This is a genomic window from Trichormus variabilis 0441 (assembly GCF_009856605.1).
GTDB lineage: Bacteria > Cyanobacteriota > Cyanobacteriia > Cyanobacteriales > Nostocaceae > Trichormus > Trichormus variabilis.
On sequence record NZ_CP047242.1, the window covers coordinates 4,830,573 to 4,849,214 of the forward strand.

Sequence of the window (18,642 nt, forward strand, 5' to 3'; positions counted from 1 at the left end):
ACTAATAATAATTCCTAACTAGGAATCAACCAAGAACAAAATCTCTATAAAGTATGTAGGGAGAGCATTGCCAGCTTTTACTATTTACTTTTCCATGATTATCTCATAGCTTTTTGACATATTCCCTCAATAAACTACTTGTATAAGTCCTGAAATAGTTATATTTTAATAAAATCAAGAACTATTGCTAATGCAAGTCAATAATAACTGGCGATGGATTGTGTCACTAGCCATAATCCAGTCGCAACTTTTAGGTGTGAAGTGAAAATGAAACCCGGAAAAATACTTTTTCTTCTCTTGCTCACAGGTTCTGTTTGGTCATTAATCAACCATCCTGCAAATAGTCAGGAAGCTCCATCCCCAACACCACTCAATACACAATCACCAGTACCTAACGCTCAGGAATTGACGCAAGTAACTGGTGTGAGAGTTGTTCCGACAGCTCAAGGTCTAGAGGTGATATTAGATAGTACAGCCGCCGAAAAATTGCAGGTATCAACGCAAAATCAAGGCAATAGTTTGATTGCTGATATCACTAACGCTCAACTCAATTTGTCTGGGGAAAACACATTCAGCCAAAATAACCCAGTCACAGGCGTAACTACTGTGACTGTGGTTAATCAAAATGACAATACAATCCGGGTGACTGTGACTGGAGAGAAAAGCCTTCCCAAATTTGAGCTATTTGATAGTGATACAGGTTTAATTTTGGCATTCACCGCAACTGAAGTAGCTCAAGATTCCCCCGCCGAAGCGGATGAACCAATTGAACTGGTGGTGACAGCAACGCGTACCGAAACACCTATACAAAATGTCCCACGTTCCATCACTGTTATTGACCGCGAACAAATCGCCGCACAAGCCAGCACTTCTCGTAACCTCATAGAAATTCTGGGGAAAACAGTTCCTGGTTTAGCACCACCAGCCCAAGGCGCTAGTAATTTTGGTCTAACTCTCAGAGGAAGGAATCCCCAGGTTTTGATTGATGGAGTTCCCCAATCGACAACGAGAAATGCGTCGCGGGATTTGCGGACAATTGACTCGGCGGCGATTGAACGAATTGAAGTAGTACGCGGCCCCAGCGCAATTTATGGTGATGGTGCAACAGGGGGTGTGATTAATATCATCACCAGGCGACCGACTGAAGAAAAATTAACCTCCCGGACAGAAGTTGGTGTGAGTGCAGCTTTAGGTAATTTGTCAGGGGACAGTTTTAGCACCAACCTACAGCATTTCATCTCGGCGAAACAAGATAACTTTGATTTTACCTTTAACTTTGCAGTAGCTAAAACTGGTGGCTTCTTTGATGCTCAAGGCGATCGCATTCCCTCTGATCCTAATGCCCAAGGAGGCTTTTCTGATGCTTCGAGTATCAACTTATTTGGTAAGTTTGGTGTTGATATAGATACAAATCAACGTCTCCAACTCACCTTTAATCGCTTCGACGAAAAACAAGATACAGATATCGCTAGTGACCCCAGCGTCAATACTATCCCAGGTAGACAAAAAGCTCGTGCTTTAGAAGGGTTGAGTTTAGATGAAAGGCCAGGGAATGAGAACACATTCATCAACCTGCAATACACCCATGACGACTTATTCAATAGCAAACTACAAGCCCAGTTATATTACCGAGATTACCTGACGCGCTTTTTTCCCTTTGATGGGCGTAGCTTTGCTAGTTTGGGTAACGAAATCTTTCAATCGCGGGTGGAGTCAGAAAAGTATGGGGGACGCTTGCAGATAGAAACACCTTTATTTAATCAAGGTGCAGCCAAACTACTTTGGGGTGTAGATTATTCCCACGAAGATACCTCTCAACCTGTATCTGTATTTGATCAAACTGCGTTTGTCGCCAGTGGGGGGTTAGCATTTCGGAAAACAGGCGATCGCTCCTGGACTCCTCCTTTAGAATTAAGGAGTCTGGGATTATTTGCTCAATTGAATTGGGAAATAAGCGATCGCTTCGTCTTCAATGGTGGTGTACGCTACGAAAACGCTGATGTGAGTGTCAATGATTTCCGCACCCTAGCTAATCCCAACGTTACTATTGGCGGCGGTGATTTGAACTTTAACGCCACACTGTTCAATTTGGGCGCAGTATACGCCCTCAATCCCCAACTGAGTGTATTTGCTAACTATGCTCAAGGTTTCTCCTTATCAGATATTGGGTTAGCACTCCGCAACGCCCCACCAGGCTTTTCTGTAGAATCCCTCAATCCCGAACCGCAAAAAGTAGATAACTATGAAATTGGCATTCGTGGACAATGGGACACTATACAAGCATCACTTTCGGCTTTTTACAACGAGTCTGACTTAGGTACAACTTTCACAGCACCAGGGACTGTCATCCGCGCCCCAGAAAGAATCTATGGTCTAGAAGCAGCCATTGACGCACAACCTAGTTCTACATGGCAAGTTGGCGGGACATTTACTCTTATTGGTGGGGAAATTGACAGCAATAATGATGGCGATTACGAATCATTAGATGGGTTTAGGATTCCCCCTTTGAAACTTACAGCCTATGTAGAGAATGAGACCTTACCCGGTTGGCGCAATCGTCTGCAAGCTTTGTACTCTGGTAATAGAGAAGTCTTTGGTAATAACAATACGGCCTTTGGTAGGAGACCTGTAGAGAGTTATTTTACTGTAGACTACATCAGTAGCATTAAACTCGGCGCAGGAACATTACAACTGGGATTAGAAAACCTCTTTAATAGTCAATATTTCCCTGTAGCTTCCCAATTGCAAGCCAATGATAGCGCTTATGCTGCTGCTAGAGGTAGGACTTTGAGTATTAAGTATTCTTTTGATTGGTAAATTCTTTTCTTGATCAAGAGACTGAGGGAGTCGGAAAACTTGCGAATCTGCACTCCCAAATAAAAACCCCACGGGTGCAGTGTGGGGTTTATAAAGTTAGAATCTATTTATAGTACTAATGTACCATATAAATCACACACAGGCAAGTATAGGGGTATAAATCAATTCAAAATTCGTCTTGGAAAGTTGAGCCACTGCGTTGGACGGGTTCCCCGGCTTGTAGCAAGTGGCGTTCCTACGGCGGGAAACCCACCTACAGAACTTTCCGCAAAATTCAAAATTCAAAATAAATGCTTGAAACCCTAAACCCCTAAACCCAGTCTCAACAGAAAATCTGTGTGCATCAGTCCTATATATTTGGTTAAACAAAAATTCATATAAACGACTATAAAATTAATCATAATTAAAGAATTTTTTGCTTAATCAAACTAATACATTTATCTTTGCATTTGTTAACAAAAACCGTAGCTTTATATTGCAGTTTGTTACCATTTTGCATTGACTTGAGGAATATTCCTTTAGACTGAATTTCAATGGCAAAAATTGGGATGAATGCAGATGCACGGAGTTAATTTCTTGTGTCATGGGTTTGTAGTTGCTGTATCCTTTGTGGCTTGCATTGCTGGCTTGATATTGCTGTGGGATAGCAAAGGTACAAAAGATGACGAACGAGAAGAAACCGAGAAAATTCTATTCAGAATGAGCTTTAGTTATTGGCTAGTTTATTGTGTGGCATTTGGTCTGGAAAAGATGGTTTTTCCTAACTATGAGCCAATGATGATGACATTGAAAATAACTACAGCTTTGTCATATTTTTTAACTTTTTCTTGTATACTGAGTCTGCCACTACATAGATTTGCAGTACGCCAAGAAGTTCAGGATTAGTCATTAGTCACTAGTCACATGGACTATTGACTATGGACTATGAAGGGAATTTATTTTTTTCTGGCGATGGGCTACCCTCGTTTGCAGGCGATCGCAATCATTGCTTCTAGTGTATCCTGTGCAAGAGGTGTCAAGATGAACACCTCTTGCACTGTTTTGCCTTGTCGGGCAATAATTTTATAGCCACCAAGAATAGGAACAGACACACGCAGTTGCATTTTGGGGGAGTGGCCTTTAACCCTACCAATAACTCCTGGTGTGATGGTTTGAATGCCATCTTGTTGACACAGGCGTTCTAAAATCGGTATCAGGCCGGGAATGTGGGTAGAATGATTCCAAACTAATCTACCATCCTTTTTACGAGAGACAGGCTTTTGGTGGTCGGCGGAGGATTTACCCATGATAATTAAGCCGCCTCTAGGGGGGCCATTGTTAGCCCAGCCCGACGCAATTGTTGGTGATACAATTCTGCGGGTTCTTGCGGCCCTACCCAAACGATCGCTTGTCCTTCATAATGTACTTGATTAGTCAAATCCCAAGCTAAATCGCCAGTCATACCCGGAATATACTTCACCAAACACTCGGCAACGTGTTGAAAAGTATTAAAGTCATCATTCAACACAATCACCTTGTAATTTGGATAGGACTTGCGGACAGTTTGATTAGACCGTTCAGGAGTGACAGTTGGTGCTGTACTCATGGCGTAAACATCTATCGAAAGTTTTGTAACCATAGAACAGTTAACCAGAGAAATTTTACAAAACTAAACTACAACTAAATAGTTTAGTCCATTGTTAGTGGTCAGTGGTTAATAGTCTAGAGTCCATAGTCCATAGTCCATAGTCCACAGTCCAACCAATGACCAATGACTAATGACCAATGACCAACTACCGCCAATCCTCCCAATTTTGATTGAAGATGGAAGTATCAGGGAAAGCTGTGGGATTACCATTTTTTTCTAATAGCCGCTTCAGGGCTTGCAATTGGGGTTCTGATTTGGGTAAATCGTCTACTAATTGGTAAGGTGCAACTTCATTTTTTAAGGAGAAAGCGGCTACAGTTCCCGCCGCCGCACCAGCAGACCACTCAAAGGAATGCACTCGATAAGCTGCGGCTGCAATGTGGCTAGTGGCAATACTTTTACCCCCGACTATCAAATTATCAATTTTTTGGGGAATCATTGCCCGTAAGGCAATTTGGAAGGGATAGGCTTGTCCTGCACCCCGTCGTTCCCCAGGACGTTCTCTATTTCCGGGTGTTTCTGGTGGGCTTTTCTCCATACAAGGGTGGAAGTCGATGGCGTAGTGACCAATGCCTACAGCATCAGGGAAAATGGTGGAACGAGTCCGCCGCATCGCTTTATCTGGGGAAACCTGACCAGAAATCACTGAAGTCGCCTCTAAACCTGCTAATGTCGCTCTCAACTGACGATACATATCGGCTGGCAAGGTTTTGCGGTAGTATTCATCATTATAATTACGGCGAGAAATATCGACTTCCCAAATAGTAAAACCTGTAGGTTGTCCCCAACTGGGACGGCCGATGATGCGCCTTCCTTCCCGCATATAAGGATATTTCGATAAGCCATGTGCTGTCCCCATTGGGGAGTTTAACCCAGCTAAAAAGCGGTTATTAGTTTGGGGACGCTTCACACCTTCCCCTAATTGGGAATCTGTGGTTCCCGCTACTAACCAGTAATAGTAAGAAAAGGCTTTTTCTTCGGCTTTGCGGAGGCTTTCGGTTCGTAGTCCCCCCATCCAACCACCTGGTTTTAACTGCCCTGTTCCTTGTAGCTGTTGCCTGGTGTAAACTAAGTTATCTTTGGCCGTACCGGGGCGATAGTCGTTACCCCAAGTCCAGTTCTGCATAGAGATATCCCCTGGTGTGGGGGCAGAAAATCTCACACCGTTGAAATTGACAGGTTCTCCCTTCGTCGGACTCCAAATGCGGCGATAGGTAAAAACTAAGCCAAAATCTGCTAGTCTCGGTAACTCGTAGCTGAAATAGGGCGAATATTGTAAATAATATGGGGGCATTTTCTGGGGTTGTGCTTCCTTGGTAGCCTCCATTGCAAAGGTGTAAGTAAAGCCTTGGGTACAATAGGGGTCATTTTTGGCACTAGAGGAAGAAGGTTCCAGAAAAGAACGAGCATCAATACCTAAGCGGTAAGGGACATCAGCTAGGGCGATAATTTCTCCGGTTTCGCTAGCATCTACGATGTACCACTTGGGACTATTTCCTTTAGTTTGTTGGGGAACTAGGCGAATAATACTTTTGGTCAACCGGGATGAGTTGCTATAACGATAAGCATCATCAATGGTTTGTGATAGGGTAAAGGTGTTGAGGGGTGGTGCGCCTTTAACTGGTTGATGTTGAATAGCGATCGCACTATTAATTAATTTACCCTGAGAAATTTCTAAATCCTTAATTACTGTGTTGGGGAACCATTCCAACTTACCCTTACCCCGCCTTTCTGCATCTTTGAGCAATTCCACCATCACTGTATGGGCATCACGGGGCAGAAAACAGGAATCGCTTACCCAGCAGTCTCCAGGATTGAGCTTACCGTATTTTTTCTCAATGCGATTACGCAATTCCAAATAGCCGCGAGAATAGAATTGACGTTGGCTTTGCGTGGGTCTTTCATCTAAAGCCGAAGTTCCTTGAGAGGAAATTTGTCCACCCAACCAATCAGTAATTTCTGTTAGGCAAACCCTTCTACCCGCCAATAAACCTTCGTAAGCTGTAGCAACCCCAGAAAGTCCGCCACCCACCACCAAAATGTCACAATTGACCGTTTTATCTGGGGTTCTTGGTGGTGCGGCGACAATTGCAGAATTAGGTATCAGGTAGCCAGAGATTAAGCTGAGACTGATGAGTGATGTCTGGAGACAGGCTACTTTATGTCTGCGCTTCATGATGTGAGAACTCTTTCTACTCTTGTGCGAACTTGTAGACGTTACCATCTTCTAAAGGTTCTCTACAAGAAGGGAGTAGGGGTGCGGGAAGGCAGGGGGTACAAGGGAGAGAAAATTAACAACTGTACAGACGCGGTTAAGCGCGTCTCTAATGACCAATGACTAATGCAGATTTCGATACTTTCTCTGGTTCGTTTTTTGAGAGCAAAGCAGCAAAATCGTAAATTGTAACTTTTAGCAATGTTTCTATTTCAGGACTTAATACTAGTTCTACTTGCAGTTGTGGTCTACCTAGACCGATCGCTTCTGTAATATATTGTTCCATATGTATTAATAATGTCTATAAGTGCAACTACCCCAGAATTTTTCACAGATGCACAAGGGGAATTAAGTAGAACAGGGTAAATAATTAAATGTTTGTAGTGAGAACTAAAGTTCTCAAACCAGGATTAAAGTCCTGAACACGAACTGAAGCCTAGTATTTTTACATCACTTAACATAGGTTGCTTTTTTCAAGTCGTTCTACTTACTCATGCGATCGCTCTCACTTTAGTAAAATAAAATACTGATGTCAACGAGTACCCATAATTTTTTTCCAAGCACCTTCTAAAATCTACTTGACCAAAGAAAAACAGGATACAAGCCCCTCTCATACTAAGTTCCGATGCCTGCGGCATAGCGTTGCTTAACACGTAGGGTCTCGTAGAGAAGCGACGTGAAAACTGGCTCTCAACCTTCACTTTTGACCAATACAATCTACACGGGTATTTCTATGATAAATTCCGTACCTTCTCCTAAAGCCGAGTTACATTTCAACTGGCCACCGTGGCTTTCCACAACAATTTGTTTAGCTATAGCCAACCCTAAACCTGTACCTTTACCTACACCTTTGGTAGTAAATAAATGGTCAAATATTTTGTGTTTAACTTCTTCGCTCATACCTTTACCATTATCAGCAATGGAGATTTTCACAGATTTATCTGCTATTGATGTAGTAATTGTGATCTGGTTAGGATGAGATTTAATCTCCTCAAAATTCCGTCCGTGATTCGATTCATCTAATGCGTCAATTGCATTAACTAAAATATTCATAAATACCTGATTTAATTGCCCAGGAAAACATTCTAATTGTGGTAAATTCCCGTAGTTAGTTATTACCTCGATTGCGGGACGTTGTTCGTTAGATTTGAGACGATGTTTGAGAATTAAGATTGTGCTGTCAATACCTTCGTGAAGATTAAATGGTACTTTGTAGTCTCTATCAGCACGGGAGAAAGTGCGTAGGGAAGTGCTAATATTTTTTAACCTATCACAAGCTATTGTCATAGAATCCAGCATTTTTGGCAGGTCTTCTATGGTGTATTCCAAATCAATTTCCGACTCGTGATCGAGAATTTCTTCGGTTTTATCGGGTAAAGTTTCTTGATAGATTTTCAAATGTTCGAGAATATCGGCAAAGGTAGGTTTAGCTTGCTTGAGACTGGCAGCAATAAAGCCCAAAGGATTATTCATTTCGTGGGCGACACCAGCCACCAAGTTACCCAAGGCGGACATTTTCTCACTTTGAATGATTTGTAATTGGGCTTGTTGCAAATCCAGTTCAGCTTGTTTGAGATCGCTAATTTCAATCAAAATGCCATCCCATACAATTTCACCATCCTCACCACGTTCTGGCTGGGATGCAGCCTTTACCCACTTGATATTTCCATTAGGTGTAATAATGCGCCATTCATGCTGAAAAGGGGTGAGATTTTTCGCTGACTCGACAACTATTTGAAACGCCTTTGCTCGGTCGTCAGGATGTTCAAAATCGCGCAAGCTGTATTTCCCTGACATGAAATCTTCTGCTGCTATTTCATAAAGTGTTTGACACCCAGAACTAACGTAAGGTATAGAAGCTGAACCATCAGCCTTAATCCGGATCTGATAAATTATTCCAGGAACATTATTTGCCAGTTTTTGAAAGCGGGCTTCACTGAGCCGTAATTTTTCCAGCGATCGCTCTAACTGTTGGGCATTTTCCTGAGAACGTTGATAAAGTTGGGCATTTTCTAGAGAAATGGCAACTTGTGTGCAAAGTAAATTCAATAGTTGCACGCGATCGCTCGTAAATGCCCCTCTCACTAAATTATTTTCTAGATATAAAATCCCCAGCAATTTACCTTGATACAAAATCGGGCTGCACAAAATACTCAAAGGCTTTTGACGGATGATGTATGGGTCATTGGCTAAGGTGGTATCTGCGGTTGCATCCAACAAAACAACAGTGTGTTGACTATGCTTGACTTTGTAAATGAGTTTGTGAGGAATTTCCAGGCTGTCTTCAACGGGAAGACTTGGTAACATAATTGGCTTATAACCCTGGGTAATTGAACCTTGAATTAATAAATGATTGTCTTGCAACAGCATTAACACACATTTATCAGCCCCAGCATTTTCGATGATGATTCTCAGTAAAGACGAAAGCAGTTTTTCTAGTTCGATTTCTCCAGAGATCGCTTGAGATGCTTTGAGAATTGCTGTTAAATCTAGGGTATCTGAGACATTACTGCTACTGCTAGAGACTGAAGAACTACTTTTTGTGACAGTCCCCACGGTGAAGATAGTTTCGTTGGTGGAAAGGGTCGAACGGCTTTGCTGTAATATGGGGGCAAGTAACTGCGGATAGCGTCTTTCTAAATCGGCGACTTTCGCTTTTGCTCCCCATTTAGCATAACAATAATAGGCTTCTTGCAAATACCAAATGGCAGCTTTTTCTCTACCCCAATCCAGGTAAAATTTTGCTGCTAATTCGTTGGCTAAACCTTCTTCTTGGATATAGCCATTTGCTTTAGCGCCAGCAATAGCGCGATCGTACCTGTCTCCCGCTTCATAGTAATATCCTAAAACCCGTTGTTTTTCTGCCTCAACTAAATACCATTTATGTAAATGATTCATAGGGGCATTTTGTGCAGAATGATGCAGACGAGTTTGATGGGTTGCGATTTGGGCGAGGATTTCAGCCTGCTCTGGCTTTGACTGTGTGCGGAAGATAGCGAGATATGTCAGGGCTGCGTAAAAGTGAAAAATCGGAACACAAATTAATCCCGATACTGCCATTAAATACAGCTTGATTTGTTTAATGTAGCTTATTGCAGGCGAGTAATTTCCCCATAAGTAAGCTAGCATCAGTTTGGCTATGTAAGCCGTAGAGATAGCCGTCAGTTCACGATCCTGAAAATGCTTAGGAAACATCTGTGTTTCATCATAAGCACTACCAATTAAGCAATCTGGTTGATTGACAGGTTCCCGCAAATTTTTGACTGTCTGCCAAGTTAGGTTTAAATAAACTTGCGGAGAAAATTGTTTAACCTGAGCCAAGGCGGCGCTGTAAGTTGCTAACTCAGATTCGCAAATATCTAATTCCACCCCACTAAATAATCTTACCTGGCTATAACCCACAATGCTGTAGCCAGCACGGAGAAAATCACCAGTATCCATACCAATCCTATAGCTATCTTTCAGTGTTAATTTTGTTGCCTGCAAAGTTTCCCGATGATGCTGAATAAAATCCCCAAACAGATGTAGAGTCATGGATTTATACTCTGGTAAATTGAAACGCTCCAGCAATGAGAGGGCTAATTTACCAAAACTGTAGCCTGTTTCCACTTCTTGCAAAACAGCACACATCACCAGTCCATGAATTGCATACCCCACCGTCGATGTTGGTGTATTTCCGAACTGGAGTGACAAACTCACCATCTTTGCGCTCAGAATAGGTAATAAACCTGGTATTCCCACGAAAATGGGTGAAAATAACCTTCCTAATAGTTGCATTGCTGCCACTGATGTAGGATCGGTCATGACTGGTAGATCAACTAGTTCCCCAATCTGTCTGCTCTGGAGTTGATTCGTAATAGCTTGTAGAACCTTGGCAATTTCAGCTTCATCGGGTTCACGAGGAAATTCTACTCCTAATTGGGAAAGTGCATCTGTTCCTATGGCAATCGCCTCTAACATCTGGCTCTGGGTTGTTTGTGCCGCGATTTGAATTGTGTAAATTTTCACTTTGTCTAAAATTGTCTGAGCGGATCGCAACACCATTGCTGCTATCTTTTCCATCTCCTCAAAGTCACCATTGAGATAGGCAACTTCAACAGCCGCAATATGGAGGTTGAGAGCTAATTCATACTGAGTTTGCCAGCAGTTTGTTTGTAGCAACTCAATGCCTAGTTGTAAATACTCCGTTGCGGCGGCATAAGCTGTGGAATTTCTCGCTTTAACTCCCGCTTGTAAGTTGAGTTTAGCTAATGCTTCCCGTTCACTTAGTTGAGTAATTAGCTCTTGTCCTCGGTTCAAGTGTCCGACAATATCAAATAGTTTTTCCTCTTGCTCTATTTGAGATAAATTTTGCCGTAGTAATTCTCCAATTTTTAGATGAGTTACTGCTTTTTGATTATTAGGGATGAGAGAATAAGCTGCTTGTTGGACTCGGTCGTGTAAGAATTTATAAGTGAATACTCTTTTGCCATTATCATTAGTTATGCGTTGATGATCTAATAATGTATCTTGTTGATAAAACTTATAAATATTACTAGTTGGTAGGATCAAACCTTCCTGTAATGCTTGCCACAAATCAGTAGCAATTTCTACCTCCGTCTGACCGGAAACAATTGCTAAAATTGATAAATCAAAATAGTTACCAATACAAGCAGCTAATTTCAGCACATCTTGAGTTGATGCAGATAATCTCTGTAATTGAAATACCATAAATTCAACTACATCTGAAGTAAGTGATTGCTGGTTGATTGCCGTAATATCACATTGCCAATATCCCTCAAAGAAGTTGAATTGAATCAGATTTTCCTGATGTAATGCTTTGAGAAACTGTGTACTAAAAAATGGATTACCTTGAGTTTTTTGATATACCAGTTGTGAAAGATTCCAGGCTAAAGCTTCTGTACATTTGAGTGTGTCAGCCACTAATTGATTGATGCGTATTTGACTCAGTGGTGTTAAGGTAATTGTATTAATTATTGATGGTAATTTTTTAATTTCACCCAAGGTAAACATTAATGGATGTGATGGGCTGACTTCGTTATCACGATATGCACCTATTAATAGTAGATATTCTGTATCAGCAATTAAGATTTGCATTAAGTTTAATGATGCCAAATCCGCCCATTGTAAATCATCTAAAAATATTACTAATGGATGCTCTTTACTAGTAAAAACGTGAGTGAACTTCTGGAATAATAAATTAAAGCGATTTTGGGCTGCGCTACCTGATAAGTCTTTTGTGGGTGGTTGTTGACCAATAATGAGTTCTAGTTCGGGAATAACGTCAATAATTACCTGTCCATTTTCACCCAATGCCTCTAAAATCTGAACTTTCCATTGCTGAATTTGGCTATTGCTTTCTGTTAATAATTTACCTATTAAATTACGAAACGCTTGGACAAAGGCCGAGAAGGGAATATTGCGTTGAAATTGCTCAAATTTACCTTTAATAAAATAACCACGTTGTCTAACAATCGGTTTATGCACTTCATTGACAACTGCCGTTTTACCAATTCCTGAAAAGCCAGCCACCAGCATCATTTCTGTTGCACCAAGACTGACTCTATCAAAGGCTTGTAGCAACATTTCTATTTGGGCTTCTCTACCATAAAGTTTATCAGGAATGATGAAGCGATCGCACACATCCCTCTGGGCAATTTTAAAACTCTCAATTTTGCCAGTTGCTTGGAGTTGAGACAAACAATTTTCTAAATCATATTTTAATCCCAATGCACTTTGATAGCGGTCTTCGACATTTTTTGCCATCAATTTGCTGACAATTGCTGATAATATTGGTGGGATTTGGGGATTAACTTCATGCGCTAATGGTGCTGTTTTGGCAATATGACAATGTACTACTTCCATCGGTTCATTAGCTGGAAAAGGTAACTCTCTTGTGAGTAATTCATAAAAAGTTACACCCAGAGAGTAGAAATCTGTCCGGTAATCAATTCCGCGATTCATTCTCCCGGTTTGTTCGGGAGATATATAAGCTAGTGTTCCTTCTAAAACATTGGGGTTAACCAAAGTTTGGGTTTCTCTTGGTAGTAAAGATGCAATACTAAAGTCGATTAATTTAACTTGCTTAGTTTCAGGGTTAATTAATATATTGCTGGGTTTAATATCTTTATGAATAATGCGCTCTTTGTAGAGTATATCTAAGGTGTTACAGAGGGCGATCGCTATTTGTAAAAACTCATCAAGTGACGAAACATAATTCTTAAAAAAATAGTCCTTGAGGGAAATTCCCCCAAAGTCTTCCATTACCAAGATATAACCATTTTGGAACGATTCCAGGCTATAGGTTCGGATGATTCCAGGATAGTTAAGATTTTTAGCAATAGTATACTGGTTGCGGAATTGTACTAGTTCGCTAAAGCTGGGATAATGATTTTTCAACAGTTTGATAACTACGGGTTTGTTATCAGTTTCTTTTACAGATCGGTAGACAAAAGTTCTAGAACCATCATAGAGTTGTTCATGAACTATATATCCAGGAATACTGACTTGAGTAGCAATCATACTGCGTCCAGGCTAGATAATTTCCTACTTAGTATTCCCAGATTGGCAAGTTAAATACCCGACAGCTTATCCATATTTAATTTTAAATGTGAATACTTGCTTGTGTTTTATTGAGAAAGTAAACCTGCATTCAATGCTTTCGTGATGCGATCGCTCGAAAATTGCAAGTGGGCTAACGTGTAAATATCCCCTTGTTTATCCCATTGTTTTAGTTGGGTGTCAATAGCGTTTTGCAATTGGCGTAATTCATACCAAGCTAGGGTGCTACCGTCTTCGGGTATATCAAGATGATGTAAGACCATTTCCAGCAAGATATCTAAATATTCTCGTTGCAACGAACGGCGGATGCTAGAAATTGGCTGTGGTTCTGCTGTGCTGAAAACTTCCGTCCAGATGCCTTGTTGCAAGGTATCGAATAATTCTGGTATGGAAAGGGCTTGTTCAGAGGAGCTTTTCAGTTCTATATCTTGTAAACGGTGCAGACGTTCACTATCTAAGAGCGATCGTAAAATAAATCGTTGAAAATTTAAAACACGTTCGTGAATGGGATAGTCAAGGCGGTTGTTGGGTACAGAACTGCCCCAATGTTGCCAACGGGATGGGGCTAACTGATTGAGTAATTTTGGTGAAAAACTAAAAGCATCTTCAGCAAATACATACTCTTGTAACTCTGCCAAAGCTTGACGTTGTTTGCTAAGGGGAACCGGTACAAATGCCCAGGAACTATCATCACTAGCATGAGTCCGGCGAAAGGACTGCCCACCAATATATTTAGAAAGTAGCGCGGCGTTACGAAAATAATATTTCAATACTCGATTAAATAAAACGCGCAAATGACTATAGCTTTCTCCCTTGGGTAGATAATGCTCGTCCAAGCGTTGCCACATGGCGCGGGCGTTATCCATTTGCCATTGCGAATAAACCAGCACATCACTACTCATATCCCAAACATTCGCCAAAGGATTGATATCCCAAATATCTTCATCTGTGGCATAAGATAATTCTGGTTGCGGCGATGCTAAAGCAATTTGCTGTAAAAAACTTCTTTCTACTTCCGGCGTAACTACCTCATCTACTCCATGAGGACTGTATCTATAACCGTACTCAATCGCCCATTCATCATAGGGGCCAATCACTCCGGGAAAATAATCCCCTTGTTCCACTCCCTGGGGTGCAATGTTCACAGGTAGATAATCCATCACCGAACTCACTAAACCCTTGACGCGAGTAATTTCTCGGTTATTTAATTCTTGGGGCGTTAACATAGTGCTACCGTGAAAGTTGTGGCGCAAACCGAGAGTATGACCAACTTCATGAGCTACAAGATAGCGCAGATATTGATGCACATACTCCTCCATCGTTTCCCTACTAGGTTGAGTATTTTGCAAAAGCGATAACGCCAAAGCCCCCATAGCGGCTTGTTCAGAAGTATTTTGGCTATAGCAGAGTTCGGAGGAGTGGAGGGGTGTAGGGGTATAGGGGTGTAGGGGTGTGGGGGCAGAATATTTGTTAATATCCCCCTGCTCCCGTTCGCGTAGCGTCCCGTAGGGAAGTTCGCCCGGAGGGAAACCCTCCGGGCGACTTCTCTTCCTGCTTCCTGCCCCCCTGCCCCCTGCTTCTCTGCACATATCCCCCAGAGACAAACCATCATTCATCAACGCTTGGTACTCATGCTGAACAGACAGCACCATATTGGCATCGATGATGATATCTGCATCCAAAATTTCCCCTGTGAGAGGGTTGACACGGACTGGCCCTTTGGCAAAACCTGCATCCAGAGAATTGAACCAGCGAATAGTGTTGTAGCGGACATCAGCTGGTTGCCAGTCGGCATCATCTGGCATTTGTCGCACTTCCATAGCGTTGATAAATCCGGCTTTGGCAAATGCTTTATTCCACATCAGTACACCTTCCCGAATCGCTTGGCGGTACTGCTGGGGTACAGCATTTTCAATCCAAAATACTATCGGTTGTTTGGGTACAGATGAAGGTGCATCCGGGTCAGATGGTTCCAGATGCCAGCGATTGATGTAACGGACAAAGGATTCTTGTGTGTTGTGATGCGAGAAGTCTTGAAAAGCAGTAATGAAATATCCAACTCTGTCATCGGCTAGGCGGGGAATATAGCCATTGTTTTCTTGAATTTGGGAAAAACTGTAGTGTACCTTGAGGGTGAGCGCTCGGCTATCGGGTAAGGTAACTAAATTTGCTCCTTCTGGCGAGGAAAAACCGTAAACTGCATCGATTTCTAGATTTTCCGGCAAGCTGTTGACATCACCAAAATAGGATTTGCTTGCTTCTAGGCGATAGTCTGCCTGTAAAGAGTATTTCAATAGAGGTGTTAAGCCTGGAAAGTCCTGCATTAGCAGGTCGCCCAAGTTTATGAGTATGCTTTTACTACGTGAATCAATGCTGTTGATGGGTAGTGAATAAAGAACTGAGTCGCTAAATGAGCGAGCAAGCGATCGCTGTTCTGGTTGACTTGCATCTGTACGGAATTTAACATTACGCACTACAAAATGCAAATTATTATTGACTCGCTGAAAATAGAACAGATAATCAGCCAGGGGTGAACCGCTATAAATACCGCTTTCCCCAATACCTGATTCTAAAGTCACCGTAGCTAAGTAGTTTTTATTTAATTGTTCTGGCTTAATTTCTAAGAAAATATCCCCAAAATTTTCCTGACCATAAAGAGTAAAAAGCCCTTGTACTTTCTTGATTCCTTTGACAAACTCACGAAATCGCCGAAAATCTTCCTGTGGTTTCTCCCCAAGATTATTTTCGGCAACAGTTAAGTTTTCTACTACTGGATATGTGTTGAATTGCTCTAATTCAAGGCGTGTCAGTTGCTCGGCTCTTACATAATTAGTACTGAGTAAGAAACTGTATAGAAAGGCTACAAATATTACTAACCTAGTTAACCAGTATCTCATCCTTTAGTTTTCTGCCTGAAGCGGTTTTCTTGTAGAAAAATTTAGATTAATTCATCATTTGTCAACTGTACAAACATTTACGTGATATTCATGGATAACAGGTAACTAAGTTTACTTGAGTCAAATAACATTGCTAACCCAAAAATGGTGTGCGATTTGAATTTTGTGAGCGTTATTCTGCAATTTTTCATTTATAAAATAAAATTGATTATTCAGCAATATTTATTTCTTAAGACAGATATTTTATAAGCCCCAAGATAGATGTATCAGAAGTATATCTGCATTGAACATGAAAAAATGTAATGGATGCTACGCTGAAAAGCTGATAAATTGTGAAGAACGCAGTAAGTGATCGCGTAAACGCTCAGCATCCCTCAGGGAGAGTAGAAATTTTCAGATGTTAAACTCATCAACGCCGAACTCTACAATGCTGATGTAGAAAGCGTTGTTCTGACTAATACTGATTTAAGGGGAGCTATTTTATACGGTGCTTACTCTAGATAAAATTAGAAAACCATGACTTTAATCACAACTGCATTCGTGACTTTTGACCTATTTAGCCATACAAATCTAGTTTTATGATTAACAATGGCTTGGATTTAGCCGGCCACAACTAATTTTATTAACATTTTATTTACGGAGCATAAATTTACTATGGCCTTCCGTCTTCCCGTAATAGCTACTGCTTTTATGGTTACCAGCATCAGTATTGGTGCAATGTTGAGTGTTGCTCCCCCTGCCTCAGCTCAACAAATCATAACTTGTGAGAGTCAAAATAATCGGAGGAACGTTTGTATCGCACCCTCAACAGGTAGAGTGAGGTTGGTTAGGCAGTTGTCTAATGCTAGCTGTAGAGGAAATTGGGGTCAGAACAGAAATCGTATTTGGGTGAGAAACGGTTGTCGAGCCGAGTTCTCAACTGCTAATTCTAGATATGGCAGAGGTGGCAGGTATAACAGAGATACCCGATACAACAGAGACAGAGACAGCAGATACAACAGAGACGATAGGTATAACAGATGGTAGCTCTAGTAGTTCCTCAAGCACATTATTCTATGTCATAAATACCCGACTTTTTGAAAAGTCGGGGATCTGAACGTCCGCAGTCTGTCAAAATCAATTGAGTGGAGTACTAGATAGGTTATGATAAATTAGTTATCCTTGCCCTAAAAAAGTATTCACATAACTAGTTAATCTAGTTTTTCTTCGCAATAGATTGATTTTGAGAAAGTAGCAAAATCTCCGGAGAGGAAAACAAGAAACTCCTCTGCAAAACCCTACGTCTAGACGGACGCAAGGGTTTCATTTTTAAATAATATAATAGCGATTCCGAGTTAAGAGAGGTACAGAACCTCATGTTTTTAAGCGCCGAGAGATTGCCTAATTTTATTAGCAGTGTACTCCGTACCTCAGCAGACTCAGAAATGCTATACAAATATTCCAAACTGTATTACGTATGCGGCATTATACAATGGATGCACTTAGAAGTTGTTTGAAAAGTGATTGGCTGTGATTTTAAGCACTCATTGATCCCCCCTAGCCCCCCTTAAAAAGGGGGGAAAATGAATCAAAGTCCCCCTTTTTAAGGGGGATTTAGGGGGATCTAAAATGTTTTGCTACCAAGCATATGACTTTTCAAACATCCTCTTAGACCAATTACCACCCTCTACCAATAATTTACTTAAACATAATGACTAATCATACCTATGCTTTTTTGATTTAATTACTTCAATAACATCATCATGACGTTGACCATCGATAATATCTTTTAAATGAATTTTACCCTCAATATACTGAAGATGAAGTCGCCATCCTGATAATTTATCGATATCAGCACGATATATTGCCTGTTTGATACCTTTGACTTTACGGAGTCTAGTTTTAGGAAAAGTTCTAGTTCGATGACATTCATGATCTTCTAGTTCTGCCAAAGCTTCTAGAAAATCAATTTTTAGATGATCAGGTAAGATATCCATAGCCTCATGAATGACACCATGCTCATCTAAAAGTGGCTTAATCCGTGACATCAGTTGGAGTGAACCTCAAGTTCTTGATTTTTCACACTAAAATCGTGATAGAGAGATTCAGCTATTGAATTGTAAGCTTTTGAAGCGTCTTCAGTATGGACTACTCTAAATAACGTTATTACCGTCACGTCAAAAATTGGATCGTCGTCAATAGTAATTATTAATCTGACATCTTTATCGATAATCAAGGCGTAAAGAGAAGATTCATAATCTGCATCAAGTTTGATATCTTTTAATCTAAAAGCTTGATTTTCCAATAACTTTTTATTTTTCGATAATAACTCAACGTAGCGATTAAGCTTTTTAACTATTTTAAATTTTTCTTTATTATTAAACTTATTTAAATCGTGTTCAAATTCTTTTGTGGACTCAATAAGTATTTCCATTTAACTGATTCCAGACCTGAAACACTAAACTAATTTCAAATTTAACCTATAACGATAAAAAATTGAGTATTCCCAAGCTATTTATCTGGAAAGGTAATGATATGGATAGATT

General features: G+C 40.8%; 12 protein-coding genes. 4 read left to right on the forward strand and 8 right to left on the reverse strand.

Annotated elements, in window-relative coordinates:
- Positions 1–267: 267 nt before the first annotated feature.
- Together GSQ19_RS19920 and GSQ19_RS19925 are read left to right on the forward strand one after the other, a co-directional pair.
- The gene (locus GSQ19_RS19920) at positions 268–2,817 is read left to right on the forward strand and encodes a TonB-dependent receptor domain-containing protein (protein ID WP_011319593.1); all 2,550 of its coding nucleotides are present in this window, start codon (positions 268–270) and stop codon (positions 2,815–2,817) included.
- A gap of 552 nt (positions 2,818–3,369) precedes the next feature.
- Positions 3,370–3,702, forward strand: coding sequence for a hypothetical protein (locus GSQ19_RS19925; protein ID WP_011319594.1), 333 nt, complete (start codon positions 3,370–3,372; stop codon positions 3,700–3,702).
- Positions 3,703–3,773: 71 nt separating this feature from the next.
- Here the strand turns inward: GSQ19_RS19925 and GSQ19_RS19930 are convergent, their stop codons facing one another.
- The 6 genes from GSQ19_RS19930 to GSQ19_RS19955 all read right to left on the reverse strand — a co-directional run bounded on the left by GSQ19_RS19930 (position 3,774) and on the right by GSQ19_RS19955 (position 16,117).
- Positions 3,774–4,103, reverse strand: coding sequence for a DUF2103 domain-containing protein (locus tag GSQ19_RS19930; RefSeq protein WP_011319595.1), 330 nt, complete (start codon positions 4,101–4,103; stop codon positions 3,774–3,776).
- Between the two features lie 5 nt (positions 4,104–4,108).
- Complete coding sequence (clpS, locus tag GSQ19_RS19935) at positions 4,109–4,435, reverse strand: ATP-dependent Clp protease adapter ClpS (RefSeq protein WP_011319596.1); 327 nt, start codon at positions 4,433–4,435, stop codon at positions 4,109–4,111.
- Between the two features lie 154 nt (positions 4,436–4,589).
- On the reverse strand, positions 4,590–6,620 hold the full coding sequence (locus GSQ19_RS19940; protein WP_041456227.1) for an FAD-dependent oxidoreductase: 2,031 nt from the start codon (positions 6,618–6,620) through the stop codon (positions 4,590–4,592).
- 148 nt (positions 6,621–6,768) lie between these two features.
- On the reverse strand, positions 6,769–6,945 hold the full coding sequence (locus GSQ19_RS19945) for a hypothetical protein (RefSeq protein WP_153228495.1): 177 nt from the start codon (positions 6,943–6,945) through the stop codon (positions 6,769–6,771).
- 431 nt (positions 6,946–7,376) lie between these two features.
- A complete protein-coding gene (locus tag GSQ19_RS19950; protein ID WP_011319598.1) occupies positions 7,377–13,181 on the reverse strand; it encodes an ATP-binding sensor histidine kinase in 5,805 nt (1,934 codons plus the stop codon).
- A 107-nt stretch (positions 13,182–13,288) separates the two neighbouring features.
- Positions 13,289–16,117, reverse strand: a complete 2,829-nt coding sequence (locus GSQ19_RS19955; RefSeq protein WP_011319599.1) for a zinc-dependent metalloprotease — start codon at positions 16,115–16,117, stop codon at positions 13,289–13,291.
- 408 nt (positions 16,118–16,525) lie between these two features.
- Here GSQ19_RS19955 and GSQ19_RS19960 point away from each other — a divergent pair, with 408 nt between their 5' ends.
- Together GSQ19_RS19960 and GSQ19_RS30580 are read left to right on the forward strand one after the other, a co-directional pair.
- Complete coding sequence (locus tag GSQ19_RS19960; RefSeq protein WP_104010031.1) at positions 16,526–16,621, forward strand: pentapeptide repeat-containing protein; 96 nt, start codon at positions 16,526–16,528, stop codon at positions 16,619–16,621.
- Between the two features lie 213 nt (positions 16,622–16,834).
- Positions 16,835–17,143 carry a DUF3011 domain-containing protein gene (locus tag GSQ19_RS30580; RefSeq protein WP_224312162.1) on the forward strand — a complete coding sequence of 103 codons (309 nt, stop codon included), beginning with the start codon at positions 16,835–16,837 and terminating at the stop codon, positions 17,141–17,143.
- 668 nt (positions 17,144–17,811) lie between these two features.
- Here GSQ19_RS30580 and GSQ19_RS19970 read toward each other — a convergent pair.
- Both GSQ19_RS19970 and GSQ19_RS19975 read right to left on the reverse strand, forming a co-directional pair.
- Positions 17,812–18,144, reverse strand: a complete 333-nt coding sequence (locus GSQ19_RS19970) for a hypothetical protein (RefSeq protein ID WP_010994610.1) — start codon at positions 18,142–18,144, stop codon at positions 17,812–17,814.
- Positions 18,144–18,530: a hypothetical protein gene (locus tag GSQ19_RS19975; RefSeq protein ID WP_011319600.1), complete on the reverse strand. Its 387-nt coding sequence runs from the start codon at positions 18,528–18,530 to the stop codon at positions 18,144–18,146. The genes GSQ19_RS19970 and GSQ19_RS19975 overlap by 1 nt, the downstream gene beginning before the upstream one ends.
- Between the last annotated feature and the right edge of the window lie 112 nt (positions 18,531–18,642).